General features: G+C 40.0%; 19 protein-coding genes. 9 read left to right on the top strand and 10 right to left on the bottom strand.

What is annotated here, in order from left to right:
* Window positions 1–22 precede the first annotated feature (22 nt).
* From ACZ5XX_RS00870 to ACZ5XX_RS00860, 3 genes are read right to left on the bottom strand one after another with little or no spacing between them, the layout of a single operon-like run.
* The gene (locus tag ACZ5XX_RS00870) at window positions 23–1,216 is read right to left on the bottom strand and encodes a DUF2226 domain-containing protein (protein WP_464584677.1); all 1,194 of its coding nucleotides are present in this window, start codon (window positions 1,214–1,216) and stop codon (window positions 23–25) included.
* A 21-nt stretch (window positions 1,217–1,237) separates the two neighbouring features.
* Window positions 1,238–1,594 (bottom strand): cell division protein SepF, encoded by a 357-nt coding sequence (gene sepF, locus ACZ5XX_RS00865; protein ID WP_464584675.1) that lies wholly within the window; start codon window positions 1,592–1,594, stop codon window positions 1,238–1,240.
* A 1-nt stretch (window position 1,595) separates the two neighbouring features.
* Window positions 1,596–2,657: a DUF1611 domain-containing protein gene (locus ACZ5XX_RS00860; protein ID WP_464584673.1), complete on the bottom strand. Its 1,062-nt coding sequence runs from the start codon at window positions 2,655–2,657 to the stop codon at window positions 1,596–1,598.
* A gap of 120 nt (window positions 2,658–2,777) precedes the next feature.
* Here ACZ5XX_RS00860 and ACZ5XX_RS00855 point away from each other — a divergent pair, with 120 nt between their 5' ends.
* From ACZ5XX_RS00855 to ACZ5XX_RS00845, 3 genes are all read left to right on the top strand, one after another.
* On the top strand, window positions 2,778–3,125 hold the full coding sequence (locus tag ACZ5XX_RS00855) for a roadblock/LC7 domain-containing protein (protein WP_248565308.1): 348 nt from the start codon (window positions 2,778–2,780) through the stop codon (window positions 3,123–3,125).
* Between the two features lie 73 nt (window positions 3,126–3,198).
* A complete protein-coding gene (locus ACZ5XX_RS00850; protein WP_464584671.1) occupies window positions 3,199–4,161 on the top strand; it encodes a 3H domain-containing protein in 963 nt (320 codons plus the stop codon).
* A complete protein-coding gene (locus tag ACZ5XX_RS00845) occupies window positions 4,158–4,712 on the top strand; it encodes a ZPR1 zinc finger domain-containing protein (protein WP_464584669.1) in 555 nt (184 codons plus the stop codon). Before ACZ5XX_RS00850 ends, ACZ5XX_RS00845 begins: the two co-directional genes overlap by 4 nt.
* Window positions 4,713–4,717: 5 nt before the next feature.
* On the opposite strand, the gene ACZ5XX_RS00840 is transcribed toward ACZ5XX_RS00845, so the two are convergent.
* A complete protein-coding gene (locus tag ACZ5XX_RS00840) occupies window positions 4,718–5,062 on the bottom strand; it encodes a hypothetical protein (RefSeq protein ID WP_464584667.1) in 345 nt (114 codons plus the stop codon).
* Between the two features lie 144 nt (window positions 5,063–5,206).
* A complete protein-coding gene (gene nadC, locus ACZ5XX_RS00835) occupies window positions 5,207–6,034 on the bottom strand; it encodes a carboxylating nicotinate-nucleotide diphosphorylase (RefSeq protein ID WP_464586100.1) in 828 nt (275 codons plus the stop codon).
* An 84-nt stretch (window positions 6,035–6,118) separates the two neighbouring features.
* Here nadC and rnz point away from each other — a divergent pair, with 84 nt between their 5' ends.
* From rnz to ACZ5XX_RS00810, 5 genes are read left to right on the top strand one after another with little or no spacing between them, the layout of a single operon-like run.
* Window positions 6,119–7,039, top strand: coding sequence for a ribonuclease Z (gene rnz, locus ACZ5XX_RS00830; RefSeq protein ID WP_464586098.1), 921 nt, complete (start codon window positions 6,119–6,121; stop codon window positions 7,037–7,039).
* Complete coding sequence (locus ACZ5XX_RS00825) at window positions 7,017–7,748, top strand: mechanosensitive ion channel family protein (RefSeq protein ID WP_464584665.1); 732 nt, start codon at window positions 7,017–7,019, stop codon at window positions 7,746–7,748. The genes rnz and ACZ5XX_RS00825 overlap by 23 nt, the downstream gene beginning before the upstream one ends.
* Window positions 7,749–7,799: 51 nt before the next feature.
* A complete protein-coding gene (locus ACZ5XX_RS00820) occupies window positions 7,800–8,339 on the top strand; it encodes a class E sortase (protein ID WP_464584663.1) in 540 nt (179 codons plus the stop codon).
* Between the two features lie 12 nt (window positions 8,340–8,351).
* Window positions 8,352–9,287, top strand: a complete 936-nt coding sequence (locus ACZ5XX_RS00815; RefSeq protein ID WP_464584661.1) for a roadblock/LC7 domain-containing protein — start codon at window positions 8,352–8,354, stop codon at window positions 9,285–9,287.
* Between the two features lie 55 nt (window positions 9,288–9,342).
* Window positions 9,343–9,798, top strand: a complete 456-nt coding sequence (locus tag ACZ5XX_RS00810) for a dCTP deaminase (protein WP_464584659.1) — start codon at window positions 9,343–9,345, stop codon at window positions 9,796–9,798.
* On the opposite strand, the gene acs is transcribed toward ACZ5XX_RS00810, so the two are convergent.
* Window positions 9,793–11,745 (bottom strand): acetate--CoA ligase, encoded by a 1,953-nt coding sequence (gene acs / locus ACZ5XX_RS00805; RefSeq protein WP_464584657.1) that lies wholly within the window; start codon window positions 11,743–11,745, stop codon window positions 9,793–9,795. The genes ACZ5XX_RS00810 and acs overlap by 6 nt on opposite strands.
* Before the next feature lie 69 nt (window positions 11,746–11,814).
* Here acs and ACZ5XX_RS00800 point away from each other — a divergent pair, with 69 nt between their 5' ends.
* Window positions 11,815–13,422: a thiamine pyrophosphate-binding protein gene (locus ACZ5XX_RS00800; RefSeq protein WP_464584655.1), complete on the top strand. Its 1,608-nt coding sequence runs from the start codon at window positions 11,815–11,817 to the stop codon at window positions 13,420–13,422.
* Window positions 13,423–13,503: 81 nt separating this feature from the next.
* On the opposite strand, the gene ACZ5XX_RS00795 is transcribed toward ACZ5XX_RS00800, so the two are convergent.
* From ACZ5XX_RS00795 to ACZ5XX_RS00780, 4 genes are read right to left on the bottom strand one after another with little or no spacing between them, the layout of a single operon-like run.
* Complete coding sequence (locus tag ACZ5XX_RS00795) at window positions 13,504–14,634, bottom strand: tetratricopeptide repeat protein (RefSeq protein WP_464584653.1); 1,131 nt, start codon at window positions 14,632–14,634, stop codon at window positions 13,504–13,506.
* 55 nt (window positions 14,635–14,689) lie between these two features.
* Window positions 14,690–15,382, bottom strand: a complete 693-nt coding sequence (locus tag ACZ5XX_RS00790; RefSeq protein WP_464584651.1) for an anaerobic ribonucleoside-triphosphate reductase activating protein — start codon at window positions 15,380–15,382, stop codon at window positions 14,690–14,692.
* A gap of 4 nt (window positions 15,383–15,386) precedes the next feature.
* Window positions 15,387–16,484: a histidinol-phosphate transaminase gene (hisC, locus tag ACZ5XX_RS00785; protein ID WP_464586096.1), complete on the bottom strand. Its 1,098-nt coding sequence runs from the start codon at window positions 16,482–16,484 to the stop codon at window positions 15,387–15,389.
* 2 nt (window positions 16,485–16,486) lie between these two features.
* On the bottom strand, window positions 16,487–16,963 hold the full coding sequence (locus tag ACZ5XX_RS00780; RefSeq protein ID WP_464584649.1) for a gamma carbonic anhydrase family protein: 477 nt from the start codon (window positions 16,961–16,963) through the stop codon (window positions 16,487–16,489).
* Window positions 16,964–16,978: the final 15 nt, after the last annotated feature.

Below are 16,978 nucleotides of genomic sequence, written 5' to 3'. Positions count from 1 at the left end.
TTTATGCCTCCAAAGTTCGGTCCTAATGGATTTCGATATTCACACTAAACTTTTCTATGATTTCAGGATAACCTCTGAATGTCTTTTTTATCTCCATTTCAATTATATCATAAATGTGTTCTTTTAGTTCTTCTTCTTTCATCACTCCACCTATTAGACGGGATAATAATCCTTTGCTTTCGCGTTCGATAAGTACTTTTATATCCCCTTCAAGTTCGGGCACGTTTTCAAGGAAGACCATGACTTCAACATTTTTTATATTGGGGATACCTATTATTGATTTTTTTATTTTGTTCATCAAGGTCAATTCTACTTTCTCTGTATCTATTGTGGTCATGGCGCCGCCTTTATAGGTTTCAAGGACTCTTTCAACCTCTTCTTCATCAACGTCTGCCAATCCATACTTTTTCATTACTTCTTCTCTGTTCAGAGGCCTTTTTGTGTGTTCTTCTTTTTCTGTTTCTTTGGTGATTTCAGGGGTTTCTTCTGGTTTTGTTGGTGTTATTTTTGTGTGTTCTTCTTTTTCTGTTTCTTTGGTGATTTCAGGGGTTTCTTCTGGTTTTGTTGGTGTTATTTTTGTGTGTTCTTCTTTTTCTGTTTCTTTGGTGATTTCAGGGGTTTCTTCTGGTTTTGTTGGTGTTATTTTTGTGTGTTCTTCTTTTTCTGTTTCTTTGGTGATTTCAGGGGTTTCTTCTGGTTTTGTTGGTGTTATTTTTGTGTGTTCTTCTTTTTCTGTTTCTTTGGTGATTTCAGGGGTTTCTTCTGGTTTTGTTGGTGTTATTTTTGTGTGTTCTTCTTTTTCTGTTTCTTTGGTGATTTCAGGGGTTTCTTCTGGTTTTGTTGGTGTTTTTTCTGTTGGTTTGGCGGCTTCAGGAATTTCTTCAAGTTTTTTGGGGGGTGTGGGCTCGAGTTTGTATACCTTGTTTATATCTATTAAGTAGTCTATTTGGGATCCTCTTACTTCGAATAATTCTATGAGTGTGTCTATTTTGTCGACGATTTCTAGGATTTTTTTCATGGCTTCTGATTTCATGTATCTGTCGTATGAGGCTGCGACTGGGGTGCCGTTTTTGAGCAGTATGTGGCCTTCGCTTGAAGCGTGTGTGATTCTGATAAATCCGTTATGTCTTTTTCTGGCAAGTTTTTCTAAGAATTTATCGAAATCTACTTCGTCACCATAGGAGACGTATGATGGTCTTGTGATTGGTAATTCCATTTATCACTCCCCTCTTGGGGTTTATTCTTTTTTGATAAGTTTTATCTCTGGGGGTGTGATGATTATGATCTCCTTTTCGTTTTTACATAATAGTATGGCTTCTGCCTTCTCTGTTTCTTTAAGGTTTTTTAGTTTTTCCCCGGCCATTTTGAAATCTTCTAGGGATTCTGTTTTTAAGCGGCTTAAATCTAGTATTACTGGGTTTTTTTCTTCTGTTATCTGGACTATGACGTCATCGATGTCTTCGAGGTTTTTTGCTTTCATTAATATTATCTCATAGAAGGAATGTTCTGGTACTATGATTGTCTCGGTTTCTTCTTTTTCTTCCTCCTCGTCCAAGCCCATGGTTTCCTTTAGGAAATTTATAACATCTCGCAATTTATATCTCTCCTATATAATCTATGATGGCATCTAATAATTTAGAGGAGCCCCCCATTTTCACATCAGCGACTGGAAGGTTATATTGGTTTTCATATTTCCTTATTAACTTTTCTTTTATATAATCATTTATGTTTCTCAGATTTAGGGAAATACCCACAACTTTCGTGGGTTCAATAGCCTCTATTGCCCTTATTTCCTCTTTTATGCCCCTAGGGTGCCTGTAGGGGTGTTTGGGCCTGTGACATACTATGCATGCATCTGGCATCGACCCTACTAGGATTGCGGCTGATAAGCCCCTTGGATGGGGGTTTTTTCTTTCTGTTAAACTAGCTTGGCTTTCGATGAATATTATATCAGGATCCTTTTTTTCTTCCATGTATTTTATTGTGCCCATTAGGGCTGCTGCGACGTCCATTACAGATAAGCTGCCTGCCCTGAAGTTAATATCGATTGGCGCCTCTAATCCCATCTCATCAGTGGATATTACCGCGGGTTTCAAGCCTCTGTTTTTGGCTTCGATGCCTAACATCCTTGTGGTGGTTCTCTTGCCACATTCTTGTGAAGTCCCCCCTATGTACACTACTGGGGTTTTGTGTTTGTAATTTATTTTTGGCAGGATTTCCGTACAGTGTGGTGGGGCCACTCCCATGACTTTTCGGACGTTATCCAAACGAGGACTTATTTCTAGGATTGAGACGTTTTTTTCCTGGGCGAATTTTACTAGTGACTGATTTTCGGCTAGTGGCAGTGATCTGAATGAGGTTACAACATTTTTGCCTTCGTTTATTGCTTGGACTGCATATTTTAGTGCAGTTCCTTCGGCTCCAATAGGTAACATTATGGCGACGCTCTTTGCAGGTGTCTTCTTGAGGAGCTCGAGGAGGTTTGATGATACTATGGAGCCGCAGAATTTTTTTCCATGCTTTGATGGGTCGTCATCTACGAATCCTACCGTTTCCACTCCTTCGAAGTTTGCGAATTTTTCTCCTCCACCACCGCAGCCTATTACAATGAATGGGTTGAGTTTTTGAAGTTCTTTTACAGAAGATAAAATGTACAAAGAATCACTCCTTAACATTTTATGTTTGAGGATAATAGAAACTTTAATTAGTTATGTGTACTTACCTAATATAATAAGTTGATAAATATATAAATCTAGGGGATAGATAATATGGTTGAAATGATTGAAAGGGTGCTTAAGGATCTGGGTAGGATTAATGGTGTTAACGGGTCTTTGGTTGTCGGAAAGGATGGTCTCATAATAGAGAGTGAAGTCCCATCCGGTATAGATGCTGAACTTGTAGCTGCAATGGCGTCAGCAGTATTCGGTACGGCTGAGAGGTCAGCTGAGGAAATCCAACAAGAACCGCTTGAACAGGTGACAATAGAAGGTAGTAGGGGTAAAACATTGATGATTGATGCTGGTGAAGGCATACTTGCAGTTATAACAGATGTTGATATAAACCTTGGATTAATAAGGCTTGAGATGAAAAGAAGCGCAGAGAGGGTGAAAGATCTACTAACATGAATTTGGATCTCACTTTAGGCTGGAAAGATGCGCAGGAACATCTAAAATACTTGGCCTTTGGAGAGTAGGGGTATTGAGGAAACCATATGTAATATTGATAGGAAGCGCCTCCGGCATAGGTAAATCCACAATAGCCGCAGCCATAGCCAGTGAATTGGGTATAAAACATCTTATAGAAACCGATTTTATCCGGGAAGTTGTGAGGGGGATCATTGGACCGGATTATGCTCCCGTACTCCACAGATCATCATTTGATGCTTACACCGCCTTGAGAGAGAAAGAAAGATTTGAGGATTATACAGCACTAGTAAGCGCGGGCTTTGAAGAACACGCTTCCTTTGTCATACCCGCCATCGAAAAGGTCATAAAGAGGGCCATCGACGATGCGGATGACCTAGTCATAGAGGGAGTACATTTAATCCCAGGCCTTATAGACATAGCCAAATTCAAAGATGAAGCTTCAATACACTTTTTCATATTATCAGCGGATGAAGAACTCCACAAAGAAAGATTCGTCAAAAGGGCGATGGAAATCAAAAGAGGCGGTAAACATCTTGAATATTTCAAGGAAAACAGGATCATACATGATCATCTAGTGAATGAAGCGAAGGAACATAATGTACCAGTGATTGACAATGAAAGTGTAAACTGTACAATAAAAAGGATGCTGTCATTTATAAGAGAACACTGCAAACTGATAACATTAAAGCATCCAGTAGATAAACTAAGTGAAATGATAGATATAGTGATTAGAAAATGTGGTGGACGTATAGTAGACGTCTCCTATTATATACCAGGATTTTCAGAGCCTCTTAAAAGGGAAGTGAATGTATATGATCCCAGGGAGGCTCAAAGGTTCCTTGACAGGCTTCAAAGCAATCCTAAACGAAAAAGGGATCTTGAAAGACTCTACAGATTATCGAATAATATACACTCACATACAATATGCGCACCAGACAAAGAAAGTCTTAGTAAGATAATCCAAGAACTTGACAAAAAAGGACTACTATACAAAGGAGAGGATGATCAACCATGAAAATTGATTGTCCAGTATGTCATGCCCGGAAATCATTGGAAATCACCACCCACCTAGAGAATATACCCTACTTTGGGGAGATCATGGAATCCACACTCATATGCCATGAATGCGGATACCGCTACAGCGACGTTCTCTGTTTAGACCATGGAGACCCCATGAGATACTCTTTATGGGTAGAACCTGAAACCCTAAATGCGAGGGTGGTTAAATCACAATCAGCCACTATAAGGATACCAGAACTTGGCTTAAAGGTTGAGCCGGGGTCAAGATCAACAGCTTATATTTCAAATATTGAAGGGGTTATTGATAGATTCCAAACAGCTATTGAAATGGCTTTAGAACTATTTGAGGATGAAAAGGCCCAGCAAAGGTCTCTCGAGTTACTAGAGGATCTTGAAAAGGTTAGGAATGGTGAGAAAAAGGTTAAGGTTATAGTGGAGGATCCTATGGGGCAGAGCTTCATAGACCATCCAAGGGCTTCAAAGCGCAAGTTGACCAGTAGAGAAATCAAAAAACTTAAAACGGGCTTTATAACAATCGAGAGATAACCCTGTTATTCCTCTCTTAATTTCATTGTACGTTCAACGTCTAAGACTAGAGAATCACAGTCTGCTTTTATAGCCTCTAAATGCTTTATTATCCTCTCTTTTTCCTTGTTTATCCTTTCTATGTTCTTATAAGGGTATATGCATTCTTTGAACATGTCATATTCCACTGTCGCATAGGGATACTTATTTAATTCCTTGCAAATCTTCGCTAGTATTTCACCTAGGAATTTGTTCATCTCGACCTTGACCCTCTCCCTTATCATCTTGTCGCTGTCGAGATATTGCTTCATAAGTCTTACAACCTCAGCCTTTGCAAATGGTAGTTCTTCCTTCTCACTTTCCTGAACCATAATAATTTACCTCCCTTCCATTTTATAGTTAGAGTGCCCTCTATATAAATATTTGGATAATTGAAAAAAGCTCGAATTTTTTGGGTGGAGTAAAATCATATGTTGAAAAATATTAAAGACAATTTTAACTAGGATTAAAAGAGGCTAAATTTTGCTTATTTCCAGGCTTAAATCTATTACAGGCGTTGAATGCGTGATAAAACCCAATGATATTGCATCAACCCCGGTAGCTGCATATTCACCGATATTATCAGGTTTTATGCCACCGGAGGCCTCGAGGATAACATTATCCCTTAGGTTCTCCCTTTCAAGGGCCTTGATAACATCCTTGATAAGTGATGGTCCCATATTATCAAGGAGTATTATATCAGCACCACACCTCGCAGCTAGGATAGCATCCTCAACAGACTCAACTTCTACTTCTATCTTCTTTGTGAAACTTATATAAGATCTAACTTTCTTGATAGCCTCCTCCAAGTCTCCGATGAGGGAAACATGATTATCTTTTATCATGGCACAATCGTCGAGTCTGAAACGGTGAGTGTCACCACCACCAATACGGATGGCTTGTTTCTCCCACCATTGCAAGCCAGGTGTTGTCTTACGAGTTCCAGCAATTATAACATTAGGATTGTATCTTCGCGCTTTCTGCACTAGCTTGTATGTGGTAGTGGCTATACCGCTCATCCTCATCATCAGATTAAGGAGGGTTCTTTCAATTAAGAGGATATGCCTTGCACTTCCTTTTATTGATAGTATGGCTTCATTCTCTCTTATCTTATCACCGTCTAGTTTATATGGCTTAAAGTCCAAGTTAAAATCATCACATGTAATCTCAGCAACCTCAACACCGGCTATTATACCCTTATCCCTGGAGACGATCTCTGCTTCAGCTTCCAGACCAGCCGCTATAAGTGCGTTAGTTGTTATATCCTCAAAGCCCACATCCTCTTTTATTAATTTCCTCATCATATCAATCAAACTACTCACCCTCCTTTATGATATATTAACAATGGAACTATAAACCTTTTACAAAAGGGGGATGGCGTGATAAAAATGGAACTAATATTCCTTGGAACATCAGCAGCAATACCCTCCAAGAAAAGGAACCATAGCGCAATAGCTTTAAAGGCATTCGGTGAAGTGTTCCTATTCGACTGTGGAGAAGGAACCCAACGGCAGATGGCAAAGGCAAAGGTAAGCCCCATGAAAATAAAAAAAATATTCATAACTCATTTACATGGAGACCATCTCTTAGGCTTGCCAGGGATGATCCAGACAATGGCATTTAGGGAAAGAGAAGAACCTCTACACTTATTCGGCCCCCCGGGCCTTAAAGAGATGCTTGAGGCGGCGATGAAACTTGGATATTTTTCAATGAATTTCGACATTTATGTGCATGAGATAGGCCCTGGTAAAATCATGGAAACAGAAGAATATATTATAAGTTGTGCCGAGACAGAGCACACAGTACCTAATTTATCATATTGTTTCGAGGAAAAGAAAAAACCTAGATTTTTAAGGGATAAAGCTATAAAGTTAGGTTTAAAACCTGGACCAGCCTTTGGGAAACTCCATAGGGGCATCCCGGTACGTTTAGGTGACAAGATCATAAAACCAGAAGAAGTTCTTGGAAAACCGCGCAAGGGTATTAAGATAACATATTCAGGTGACACAAGACCATCCCAGAACCTTGTAAAATTGGCTAGAGACTCCCATATACTCATCCATGAAGCCACATTTGAGGCGGGTAAAGAGGATAAGGCCATGGAAACCGGGCATTCCACGGCTTCTGAAGCCGCTGAGATTGCTAAAAAATCTAATGTGAAGAATTTGATTTTAACACACTTGAGCACCCGTTACAAACGTTCAGATATTATTGAAATGGCGGCTAGGGAAATATTTAAAGATAGTATAGTAGCCCATGATCTCATGTCTGTAGAGGTGAGAAAATATGCAACTAAACATGATAATTGAAGCTTTAATCGTTATAGGAGCGGCACTGTCTCTTACATTTATTATAACAAGGTGGATTTCACGTTTACTTTATAAAAGCGCGGAAAGGTGGGAGTTAGATTTAACATTAATACAAGTATTGAATGATATAATAAAATACACCTTATACATATTAGCGGCAGCCATAATCTTGAAATGGTTTGGGATCGATCTCACTGGACTAATTCTGAGTATAGGTATTGTAGGTGTTGCAGTGGGCTTTGCTGCTAGGGACACGTTAGCAAATTTCATATCAGGACTTTTCATACTCGCGGATAAGAGTTTCAAGGTTGGTGACGTTATCGAAGTTTCCAACCAGAAAGGTACTGTTACAAAGATGGGCTTTAGGACAACGAGAATCTGCACCCCTGACAATAAGATTATAACAATACCAAATTCCTCATTTTCCAAGAACCCATATGTTAATTATACTGCATCTCATAAACGTAGGATAGACTTTAAAGTGAACATACCCTTGGAGGTTGATATAAAAGAATTTGAAGAGAAAATAAAAGAGACAATCAAAAAAATAGATGGTATCTTACCAGAACCAGAACCCAGTCTCATCATATTAGAGATTGCAGATACTGGTATAATCGCTAAGGTAACAGCTTGGACGGATAAAACAGATAAAGTCGTCTATTACAAGTCTATGATAGGAGAAAATATCAAACAATTTATTAAAAGGTGAAAAATGAGAAGATATAAAATATATTCGATAATTATAATCATTATTTGTATAATGATCTCATCTCTAATCATAATAAAAGGATGCCAAGATTATGAAAAAGTAAAGAATTCACAACGCCACCTCGAAGAATACAAGAAAGCTCCAAGGGAGCTTCTAAACCCCGAAATCCACACTAATATGGAGCATACTATCATAGGAAAATTGATAATACCCAGCATTGGCTTAGAAGCATGGATAAGAGAGGACACAGTTAATGCTTATGATTCTGTTTACCATTACCCTGAAAGTGTAATGCCTGGAGAACCCGGAGACTGCGGCCTGCTAGGACATAGAACAAGATATTCAGGGCCGTTCCAATTAATAGGAAACTTAAAGCCAGGTGACATAGTAATAATAGAGGACTTCATAAACTCCAAAAAATACACATACAAAGTAATATCCAATGGCGAAGATATAAGGTGGGACTACAAAGAAAATCCCATAAGATTCGCACAAACAGGAAAAGCAAAACTAATGCTCATAACATGTTACCCCCCAGGGAGAACAGACGCTGCATGGATAACATACTGCGAACTTGTAAACACTCAATAAGAGGTTTTCGAAATGCACATCTTCGATGAAATCTACCAAGATTTCAAGAAAATAAATGGATTCAATGGAATAATAGTAATGGATGATCAGAGCATCCTATATGACAAGATAACACCAGAAAAGGTCGACAAAACGAAAATAGAATCCATGGCGAGAGTTATAAACGAATCATCACAGAAGTTGCTTAAAAGAACAGGGCAAGGCCGCTGCAAGACAATAATCCTAGAATTCCAAAAAAACAACATGATACTCTTAGATATTGAAGAGATACACCTTCTGATAATAGCAGATAAAAGCGCCAAACTTGGCCATGTAATCCTCGTATCAGAAAAAAACAGGAAAAAACTTCACAAGATAGAAAAGGTTAGTGAAGTTCCAAGCAAAATAAAAAAGGAAACCACCCCAGAAGAACCCAGAAGCTTACCCGGGGAAAAAGAGGAGGTTAAAGGCTTACCTGAAATAAAACCGCCAATTTCATTCCCCACCATGGAAAAGGAGGTTAAAATACCCATTAATGAAAAAGAAAAAATCGAATTAGCCCTTGAAATATATGAAAATATACTACTTGCAATGTCAATTGGAGCCAGCAAAATAATGGGAGTGGCACCAGCCAGGGGAATGTTGAAAAAATCATTACCATACAATAAATGTCCACAGATCCTCAAAGGTGTTGAAGTTAAAGCAAATGCAGCCATAGAATTCAACACCATAAAATCCAATATAGAAAGATTCCAATACAAGCCAGATGACATCATAAAGGATCTCAATGGTATAATATGGTCCATAACGGAAAATTATGGCAGAGTAATGGGATATGATGCATTCAGGGGTATGATAAGACCGGAATTTAAATCAATCTATGAAACATATGGCATGGCAATGAAAGAACTTGGAATAATAAATGGAATACACCCAGAACTTAAAAAACTCTGGGAAGAACCAATATAACCACACCATGGTTATACCCACGCATACTGGATAGGCTAATGGGAGCAAAAACAAAATGCTAGGAGAAAAAGAACTCATAAGGATTTTCCCAGAATTTGAGGACCTAATACAACCCGCAGGTATAGATCTACGCATAGACGAAGTATTTGAACAAGCAGGACCCGCCTCACTCATAGATGACGAGAAGAAACTACCAGAACTCCGAAAGTTAAAACCTCCAATTTTTAATTTAAAACCTAAAAAGGCCTACCTAGTAACCGTGGACAAAAAAATAAAAATCCCAAAGGGTTATGCTATGATATACCTTCCCCGTTCAACACTACTAAGATCATTCATAGGAGTGCACACAGCACTTGGAGATCCAGGATTCCAGGGCAGACTAAGATTCCTATTATATAACTACGGGGACTTCCCCTATAAGATAAAAAAGGGGGAGAGAATAGCACAGGCCATTGTATTCAAGGTCAAAGGATCCGGAGAATACAATGGAAGCTATCAGGAACCATTATAATGCCTTCTCCAATTTATCAACAGCTTCCGGATTTGCTAGGGTGCTTGTATCACCCACATCTTCCCCTATAAGCTTTGCTTTTATTATCCGCCGCATTATCTTACCGGATCTTGTCTTGGGAAGATCATCCACGAACCCTATATAACTTGGAGTTGCTATCGGACCTATCTCTTCACGTACATGCTCCCTAAGCATTCCTTTAAGGTGCTGGGTTGGTTCAACATCCTCCTTTAATATTACAAAAGCCGCTATCTCTTCCCCCTTGAGTATATCTGGTTTCCCAACAACAGCAGCCTCCACCACAACAGGGTGGCTTACAAGCGCAGATTCAACCTCAGCTGTGCTTATCCTATGACCTGCCACATTCAAAATATCATCTTCCCTACCCTGTATCCAGAAGTAGCCATCCTCGTCTATCCTCCCAACATCCCCAGTAAGGTAAATATTGGGGAATTTACTCCAATAGGTTTCAATATAGCGTTTATCATCCTTGTAGAGTGTTCTGAACATTGCAGGCCATGGAGTCTTAATGACAAGGTGGCCTCCTTCACCCCTTAGACTGTTACCATCATCATCTACTACATCAGCTTGTATAGTTGGGAAAGGCTTATATGCTGAGCCCGGTTTCAACGGGTTTATGGGCAATGGCGTTATAAGGTGCATTCCTGTCTCGGTCTGCCACCAAGTATCCATTATGGGACATCTTCTCCCACCAATATTTTCATAATACCACATCCACGCCTCTGGGTTTATAGGCTCCCCCACGGATCCTAGCAATCTTAAACTGCTCAGATCATGATCTTGAGGCCATTTTTCACCATATTTCATGAACATCCTTACTAGGGTAGGTGCTGTGTAGAATATTGTAACCCCGTAATCTTCTATCATCTTCCAAAGTCTTCCAGGGTCTGGATAATCTGGAGCACCATCGTATAGTATTGATGTGGCCCCTGCTATCAGCGGCCCATAGACAATATAACTGTGGCCTGTTATCCATCCTATGTCTGCTGTGCACCAGTAAATGTCATCGTCTCGGATATCGAAGACAAATTTCATGGTCGTGTAGGTTCCAACAGCGTATCCTCCATGTGTATGTACCACGCCCTTTGGTTTGCCTGTAGTCCCTGAAGTATAGAGTATGAATAGCGTGTCCTCGGCTCCTAGTATTTCAGTTTCGCATTCTTTTTCCTGTCCTTTTAAGAGGTCGTCCCAGTAGATGTCTCTTCCCTCTTTCATATCCACTTCTGTTTTCAGGTGTTCCACGACTATAACCTTCTCTATGGTTGGTATCTCATCTATAACCGTGTCCAGTGTGTCTTTAAGTTTTATGATCTTTCCTCGCCGGTGAAATCCGTCTGCTGTTATCACTATTTTCGAGCCTGCATCTATTGCCCTTTCTTTGAATGCTTTGGCCCAGAATCCCGAGAAGACTACGCTGTGTATTGCCCCAATCTTTGCACATGCTAGCATTGCAATGGGCAGTTCTGGTATCATTGGAAGATAAATGCTGACTCTATCCCCTTTTTTGACTCCTAGTCTCTTCAGAGCATTTGCTAGGCGGTTAACTTCCCTGTATAGGTCGAAGTATGTTAATTTTCTCTGCTTACCATCTTCTCCCTCCCATATGTAGGCTATCTTGTTTTTTCTCCACCCCTTAACGTGTCTGTCAAGGGCGTTATGGACTATGTTAAATTTACCATCTGCAAACCACTTGGCATAGGGGGGGTTCCATTCCAATATCTTAGTGTAGGGTTCGAACCAATCCAATTCCTGGGCTAACTCATCCCAGAACCATTCTGGGTCTTCTTCACATTTTTTAATCAGTTCAGAGTAACTTTTTATATTCCTTTCATCCATCCATTTCCTAATATTGCTTTCTTTAACAAGCTCTTCTGGTGGGTGGAATATTCTCTTCTCATGCAGGAGCGCATCTAGATGGTCAGTCATAAAATCTCACCTTATATGTATCTTTGGTTTGAGATAATATTTTAAAGTTAACTTATGGAGACTTTGTCTATGAAATGTTCTGATGCTATCGTAAAATTATTAGAAGACGCTGGTATAAAATATGTTTTCGGTCATCCAGGTGAACATGTATTACCCCTCTATGATTCTATTAGGACTTCGAGCATTGAACATGTACTTTTAAGACATGAACAAGGGGCTGCCCATGCAGCAGATGGTTACGCGCGCGCATCCGGGAAAATCGGTGTCTGCATATCCACAGGAGGCCCGGGCGCCTTGAACCTTGTTATGGGTGTTGCAACAGCCTACAAGGATTCCATACCATTAATAGTGATCACAGGGGATATTCCACGGGACCAGATAGGATTAAACGTATTCCAAGAAATTGAATTAGAGAAGGTGTTCAAACCAATCACAAGATACACTTTCAAACCAAAAAATGGTGAAGAAACCATATCAGTATTGAAAAAAGCCCTACTCTATTCTAGGATAGAGCCCATGGGCCCCATCCACATTAATATAAATAAAGACATATTCCAAGAAGAGATAAGGGAGGATATACTATCACAGGGGGTGGAATATTCCCCCACAAGGAATTACACTAATATGGAGAAGGCTATCAATTTATTAGAGTCCTCTAAGAGGCCTCTCATAGTTGCCGGTGCTGGCGTGCTCTGGGGTCGAGCTGCCGATGATCTCAGAGAACTTATAGAAACCCATAATATACCAATTGCGACAACATACCCTGCAAGGGGTGTTATAGGTGAGGATCATCCACTATGCCTTGGAATGATAGGTACAAGGGGCACTCCCACGGCTAATTATGCTGGGAGAAACTGTGACCTGATCATAGCATTAGGTTGCAGGATTTCAGAGAGGACCATGGCCGGATTTGGGGATTCGCCAATAGTACATGTGAATATTGACAGGGAAACATTGAAAGGTGATGTTAACCTCCAAATGGATGTTAAAGAATTCATAAGGAGGATAAAATTTAGATTAGCTCCCCCCACCACTTGGATCAGAGAATTGGAAGAATATTCGATGGTGAATCCCCCAGCATATGATCTTCCACCACTCTTGGAGGATTATCCTCTTAAACCCAGCCAAGTTATACCTAGGATATTTGAATTGGCCCCTGATGCAATAATAGTGAATGATGCTGGAAGCCATACAACTTGGGTTACACTTTATAGGAGGGTATTGGAAAGCCGCTCATTAATATATTCCGGGGCGTTCGGGCCCATGGGTTATGGGCTCCCAGCATCGATTGGAGTCTGCCTGGCAAGACCTGAGAAGAAGATAATTTTGATAACAGGTGATGGCGGTTTCCAGATGACCATGCAGGAACTTGGGACGATAATGGAGAGGAAACTGCCCATTATAATATGTGTATTGAATAATTCTAGTTTGGGTATAGTAAGGCAATGGCAGGAGATGGAGTATGGCGAAAGCTACCAAGTCCGCCTTAAAAACCCTGACTTTGTTAAGTTGGCAAGAGCATATAATATAAAAGCTGTTAGGATAGAAGAACCAGAAAAGTTAAATAGTATTTTTCCCGATATTCTTAGGATGGATGAGCCGGTATTGGTTGAAATAAGAGTTGAAGAAGAAGATATCCCATTACCAACAGGTTTTGATTTGAAGGTGGAGAAGTAGTTGGGTTGGGAAAAGCAGTATCTTGGGATGGTGATTGCAGAATCGGGTATAAAGCTTATAATTCCTGGCTGTGGGAGGGGGTTATAAGTTTTCAAGGCACTCTTCTTTAAGTATTTTGGCGTCTTCGTTTTCTGGGTTTATCGTGAGTGCTCTGTTGAATGACTCGAGGGCTTCTTCGAAGCGGTTTAATTCGAGTAATGTTACGCCACGGTTGCTCCAAAATATATCATTTTCTGGTTCTAACTCTAATGCTTTCTCATAGCATTCCAAGGCATCCTGAAAACTCCCAAGTTCGAATAATGCATTCCCCTTCCTATTCCAGAGTGTTGCGCTTTCATCGTCTTCTAATGCAAACTTTAATGCGTTTTCATAGGATTTTATGGCGTCTTCTTTTTTTCCTAGTTCTGATAGTAGATCGCCCCTTGCATTCCATGCCTCCACATTTCTATCATCTGCTTCAATGGCCTTATCATAGTATTTGAGCGCTTCCTCTGTTTCACCCGTAACCTCTAATATCACTCCATGCCAGTATAATATGGTTGTATCTTCTGGGTTTATCATGAGGGCTCTATTATTAGAATTTAACGCCTCTTTTATGTCACCTGCGTTAAGTAATGTGATGGCTCTGTTGTTCCATATGTATTCGTTTTCTGGGTCTAATCTTAGTGCCTTGTCATAGTATTCTATTGCCTTTTGAAACTTTCCAAGTCTTGTGAGGTTGTCTGCCAGCCTATTTAATATGTAGACGTTTTCCGGATCTAATTTTAGGGCTGCATTATAGCATGTTTTTGATTCTTTATATTTTCCAAGGTCGAATAGTATGTCTGCTTTTTGGATTATCATGGCTTTTTGGTCTATTTTTTCGCCTTCCCATTCATTGATTGGCAGCCTCTTGAATCTTATGATCTGAAATTTGGTTTCATCATCAAGTTCCCCATATATCCTCTCAAATTCTCTTTTAAGCTCGTCAGCATCCTTGAAACCGTCTTCTTGGGCTAGTTTATCATCTTTTATAAGATCTTTAAATTTTATGATCTCTACACTTGTAACTTCTGCTTCGAAAACTTTTTGACGCTCTTTTGATATGAGATTCCAGTAACAGTAGAGCCTATCACCTACCTTTAGGGGTTTCTTCCATAATTTACGTATGGTCATGTTCTTTTCACCGGTTATAAGGTCGATTTGGCGGCTGCTGAATGATAGGATGGGCAATTTACCCCTCCACTGTCATTTATATTTTTCAGATGATGAGATTGCAGAACTTCGCTTATATTTCTTCTTCCCCAAACTCTTGTGTTCTGATCTTCACATTTTCACAATACTCTTTAGCTTTTTTCGCGATATCCCTTAGAATGGGGGGTGATGGTGGATTAACATTTTTGAGTTTGGGGTCGAACACCATCCTGTTCCTGAACTGTTGTATCACATAAAGGTCGCATTGGATTTGGGTGGCGATGTTTATAATATCCTCTGGTTTTAAAAGTCCGGGGACATAGGTGGTTCTGCATTCAAGGAAAACATTTGACTTTGATAGGATATTCATGGCCTCCTGGACTCTAGCCCCATCAAAGCCGAACATCTTCTCATATTTTTCAAATGGGGCTTTAACGTCAAGTGCAACATAATCTACTAGCCCCTTTATCCTATTGATGTATTCTGGCTGGTAGCCGTTGGTGTCCAGTTTCGTTTTAAGATTTTGTGATTTAGCGAATTCTAAGACCTTTTCTAGTTCATCTATTTGGAGAAGTGGTTCTCCACCACTTATTACAAGGGCATCAACCAAATTCTTGGATTCAAGTATTTTATTGTAGATGTCTTTGAGTGGTGCATTTTTTCCTCCGTCTATGAGTTCTGGGTTATGGCAATATGGGCATCTGAACGGGCAGCCAGCGAGGAATATTACAAGTGATGGCATGCCAGGAAAATCCACTGTAGAAATACTATAATCTCCGATCTTCATAAAATCACTCTATGATCTCCTTGAGGGCGTCTATGAACCTATCATCTTCTTTCATTGTCCCCACACTCACACGTATCCAATATTCATCCAAGCCCTTAAAAGATGTGCAATCCCTAACTATAACACCCCTCTTGAGCAGTTCATCAGTCAATTGGCCCGCGTTCATGCCAGTTTCACGTACATCCATTAGTAGATAATTTGCATAGGATTTAAGGACTCTAATCTTATCCACTTGTAAAAGTTTCGAATAGAGGTATTCCCTGCTTTTAATTGAAAAATTAACAGATTTTTTTATATAATCTTTATCAGATAATGTTGCGAGGGCTGCCACATGTGAAAGCCTAGTTAAGCTGAAAACAGGCTTAACACGATGCATGTAATCTATTATCCTAGTATTTGAGATACCATAACCTATGCGCATACCAGCAAGGCCCATGGCTTTTGAAAATGTTCTTAGGATGAGCAGATTCTCATAATCTTCGAGGAGTTTTATGTTACTGATACCTGCAAATTCGAAATAGGCTTCATCCACCACAACCAATGCAGAAGTCGATTCCAGTATTCTGATTATATTATCCTCGCTGATCAAGCCACCAGTAGGATTGTTGGGAGTGCACAGGAAGATAAGCCTTGTTCTATCATTTATAGATTCTATGACAGAATCTGTATCAACGGTGTTTTCTTCCATATCCCATTTTGCATAGACTGGCCTTGCACCATATGGGCGTAGAGTATACTCATAATACATATAGGATGGTAATGGGACGATGAATTCTGAACCAGGATCCATGAAAGTTTTGCCAAGGAGGTCTATTATCTCATCAGCACCATCACCCCCAACTATTATCTGATTGGGGGAGGCTCCTGAATAGTCTGCAATTGCCCTTTTAAGATCATCTAATCCTGATTCAGGGTATCTGTGCATGTTCTTGGTTTCAAGTTTCACTGCTTTAACAGCTTTTGGTGAGGGTCCTAGGGGGTTTTCATTAGATCCGAGTTTCACTATTTCGCTTTCTTTGAGGTTGTATTCTTTGGCTATTTCTTTTATTGATCTCCCAGGCACGTATGGTTCTATTCCTAGTATCGCATCCCTTACCCTGATCATTATAATCCCTTCTTGGCGAGTTTAGAATATCTTAGCGCGTTGTCTTTTATAGACTTTATCTCTTCTTTTGTAAGTTCCCTTATGAGCCTCCCTGGGACGCCGAGTATTAAACTCCCTGGTGGGAATTCTTTCCCTTCGGTGACAACGGTACCTGCTCCTATAATAGAGTCTTGATTGATGGTGGAACCATTGAGGATGGTTGCGTTCATCCCTACAAGGACATTGTTGTTTATCCTGCAACCATGTAATACAGCTGCATGTCCCACGGACACGTAGTCTCCTATGATAGTCTTGAAGCCTTTGCTTGTATGTACCACACAATTGTCCTGGATATTGGAATATGAGCCTATCTTGATGGGTTCGATGTCACCCCTCACCACAGCATTATACCAGATTGATGATTGATCCCCTATTTCGACTTCACCTATTATCTTAGCTCCGCTGAAGACTTTAAAGTTCTTTCCCATCTTCTCCACCCGATTAGAGGCTGT

It is taken from the genome of Methanothermobacter crinale (assembly GCF_055397825.1).
Note: the sequence above shows the minus strand (reverse complement) of the source record. Positions and strands in the feature narration are given on the sequence as shown.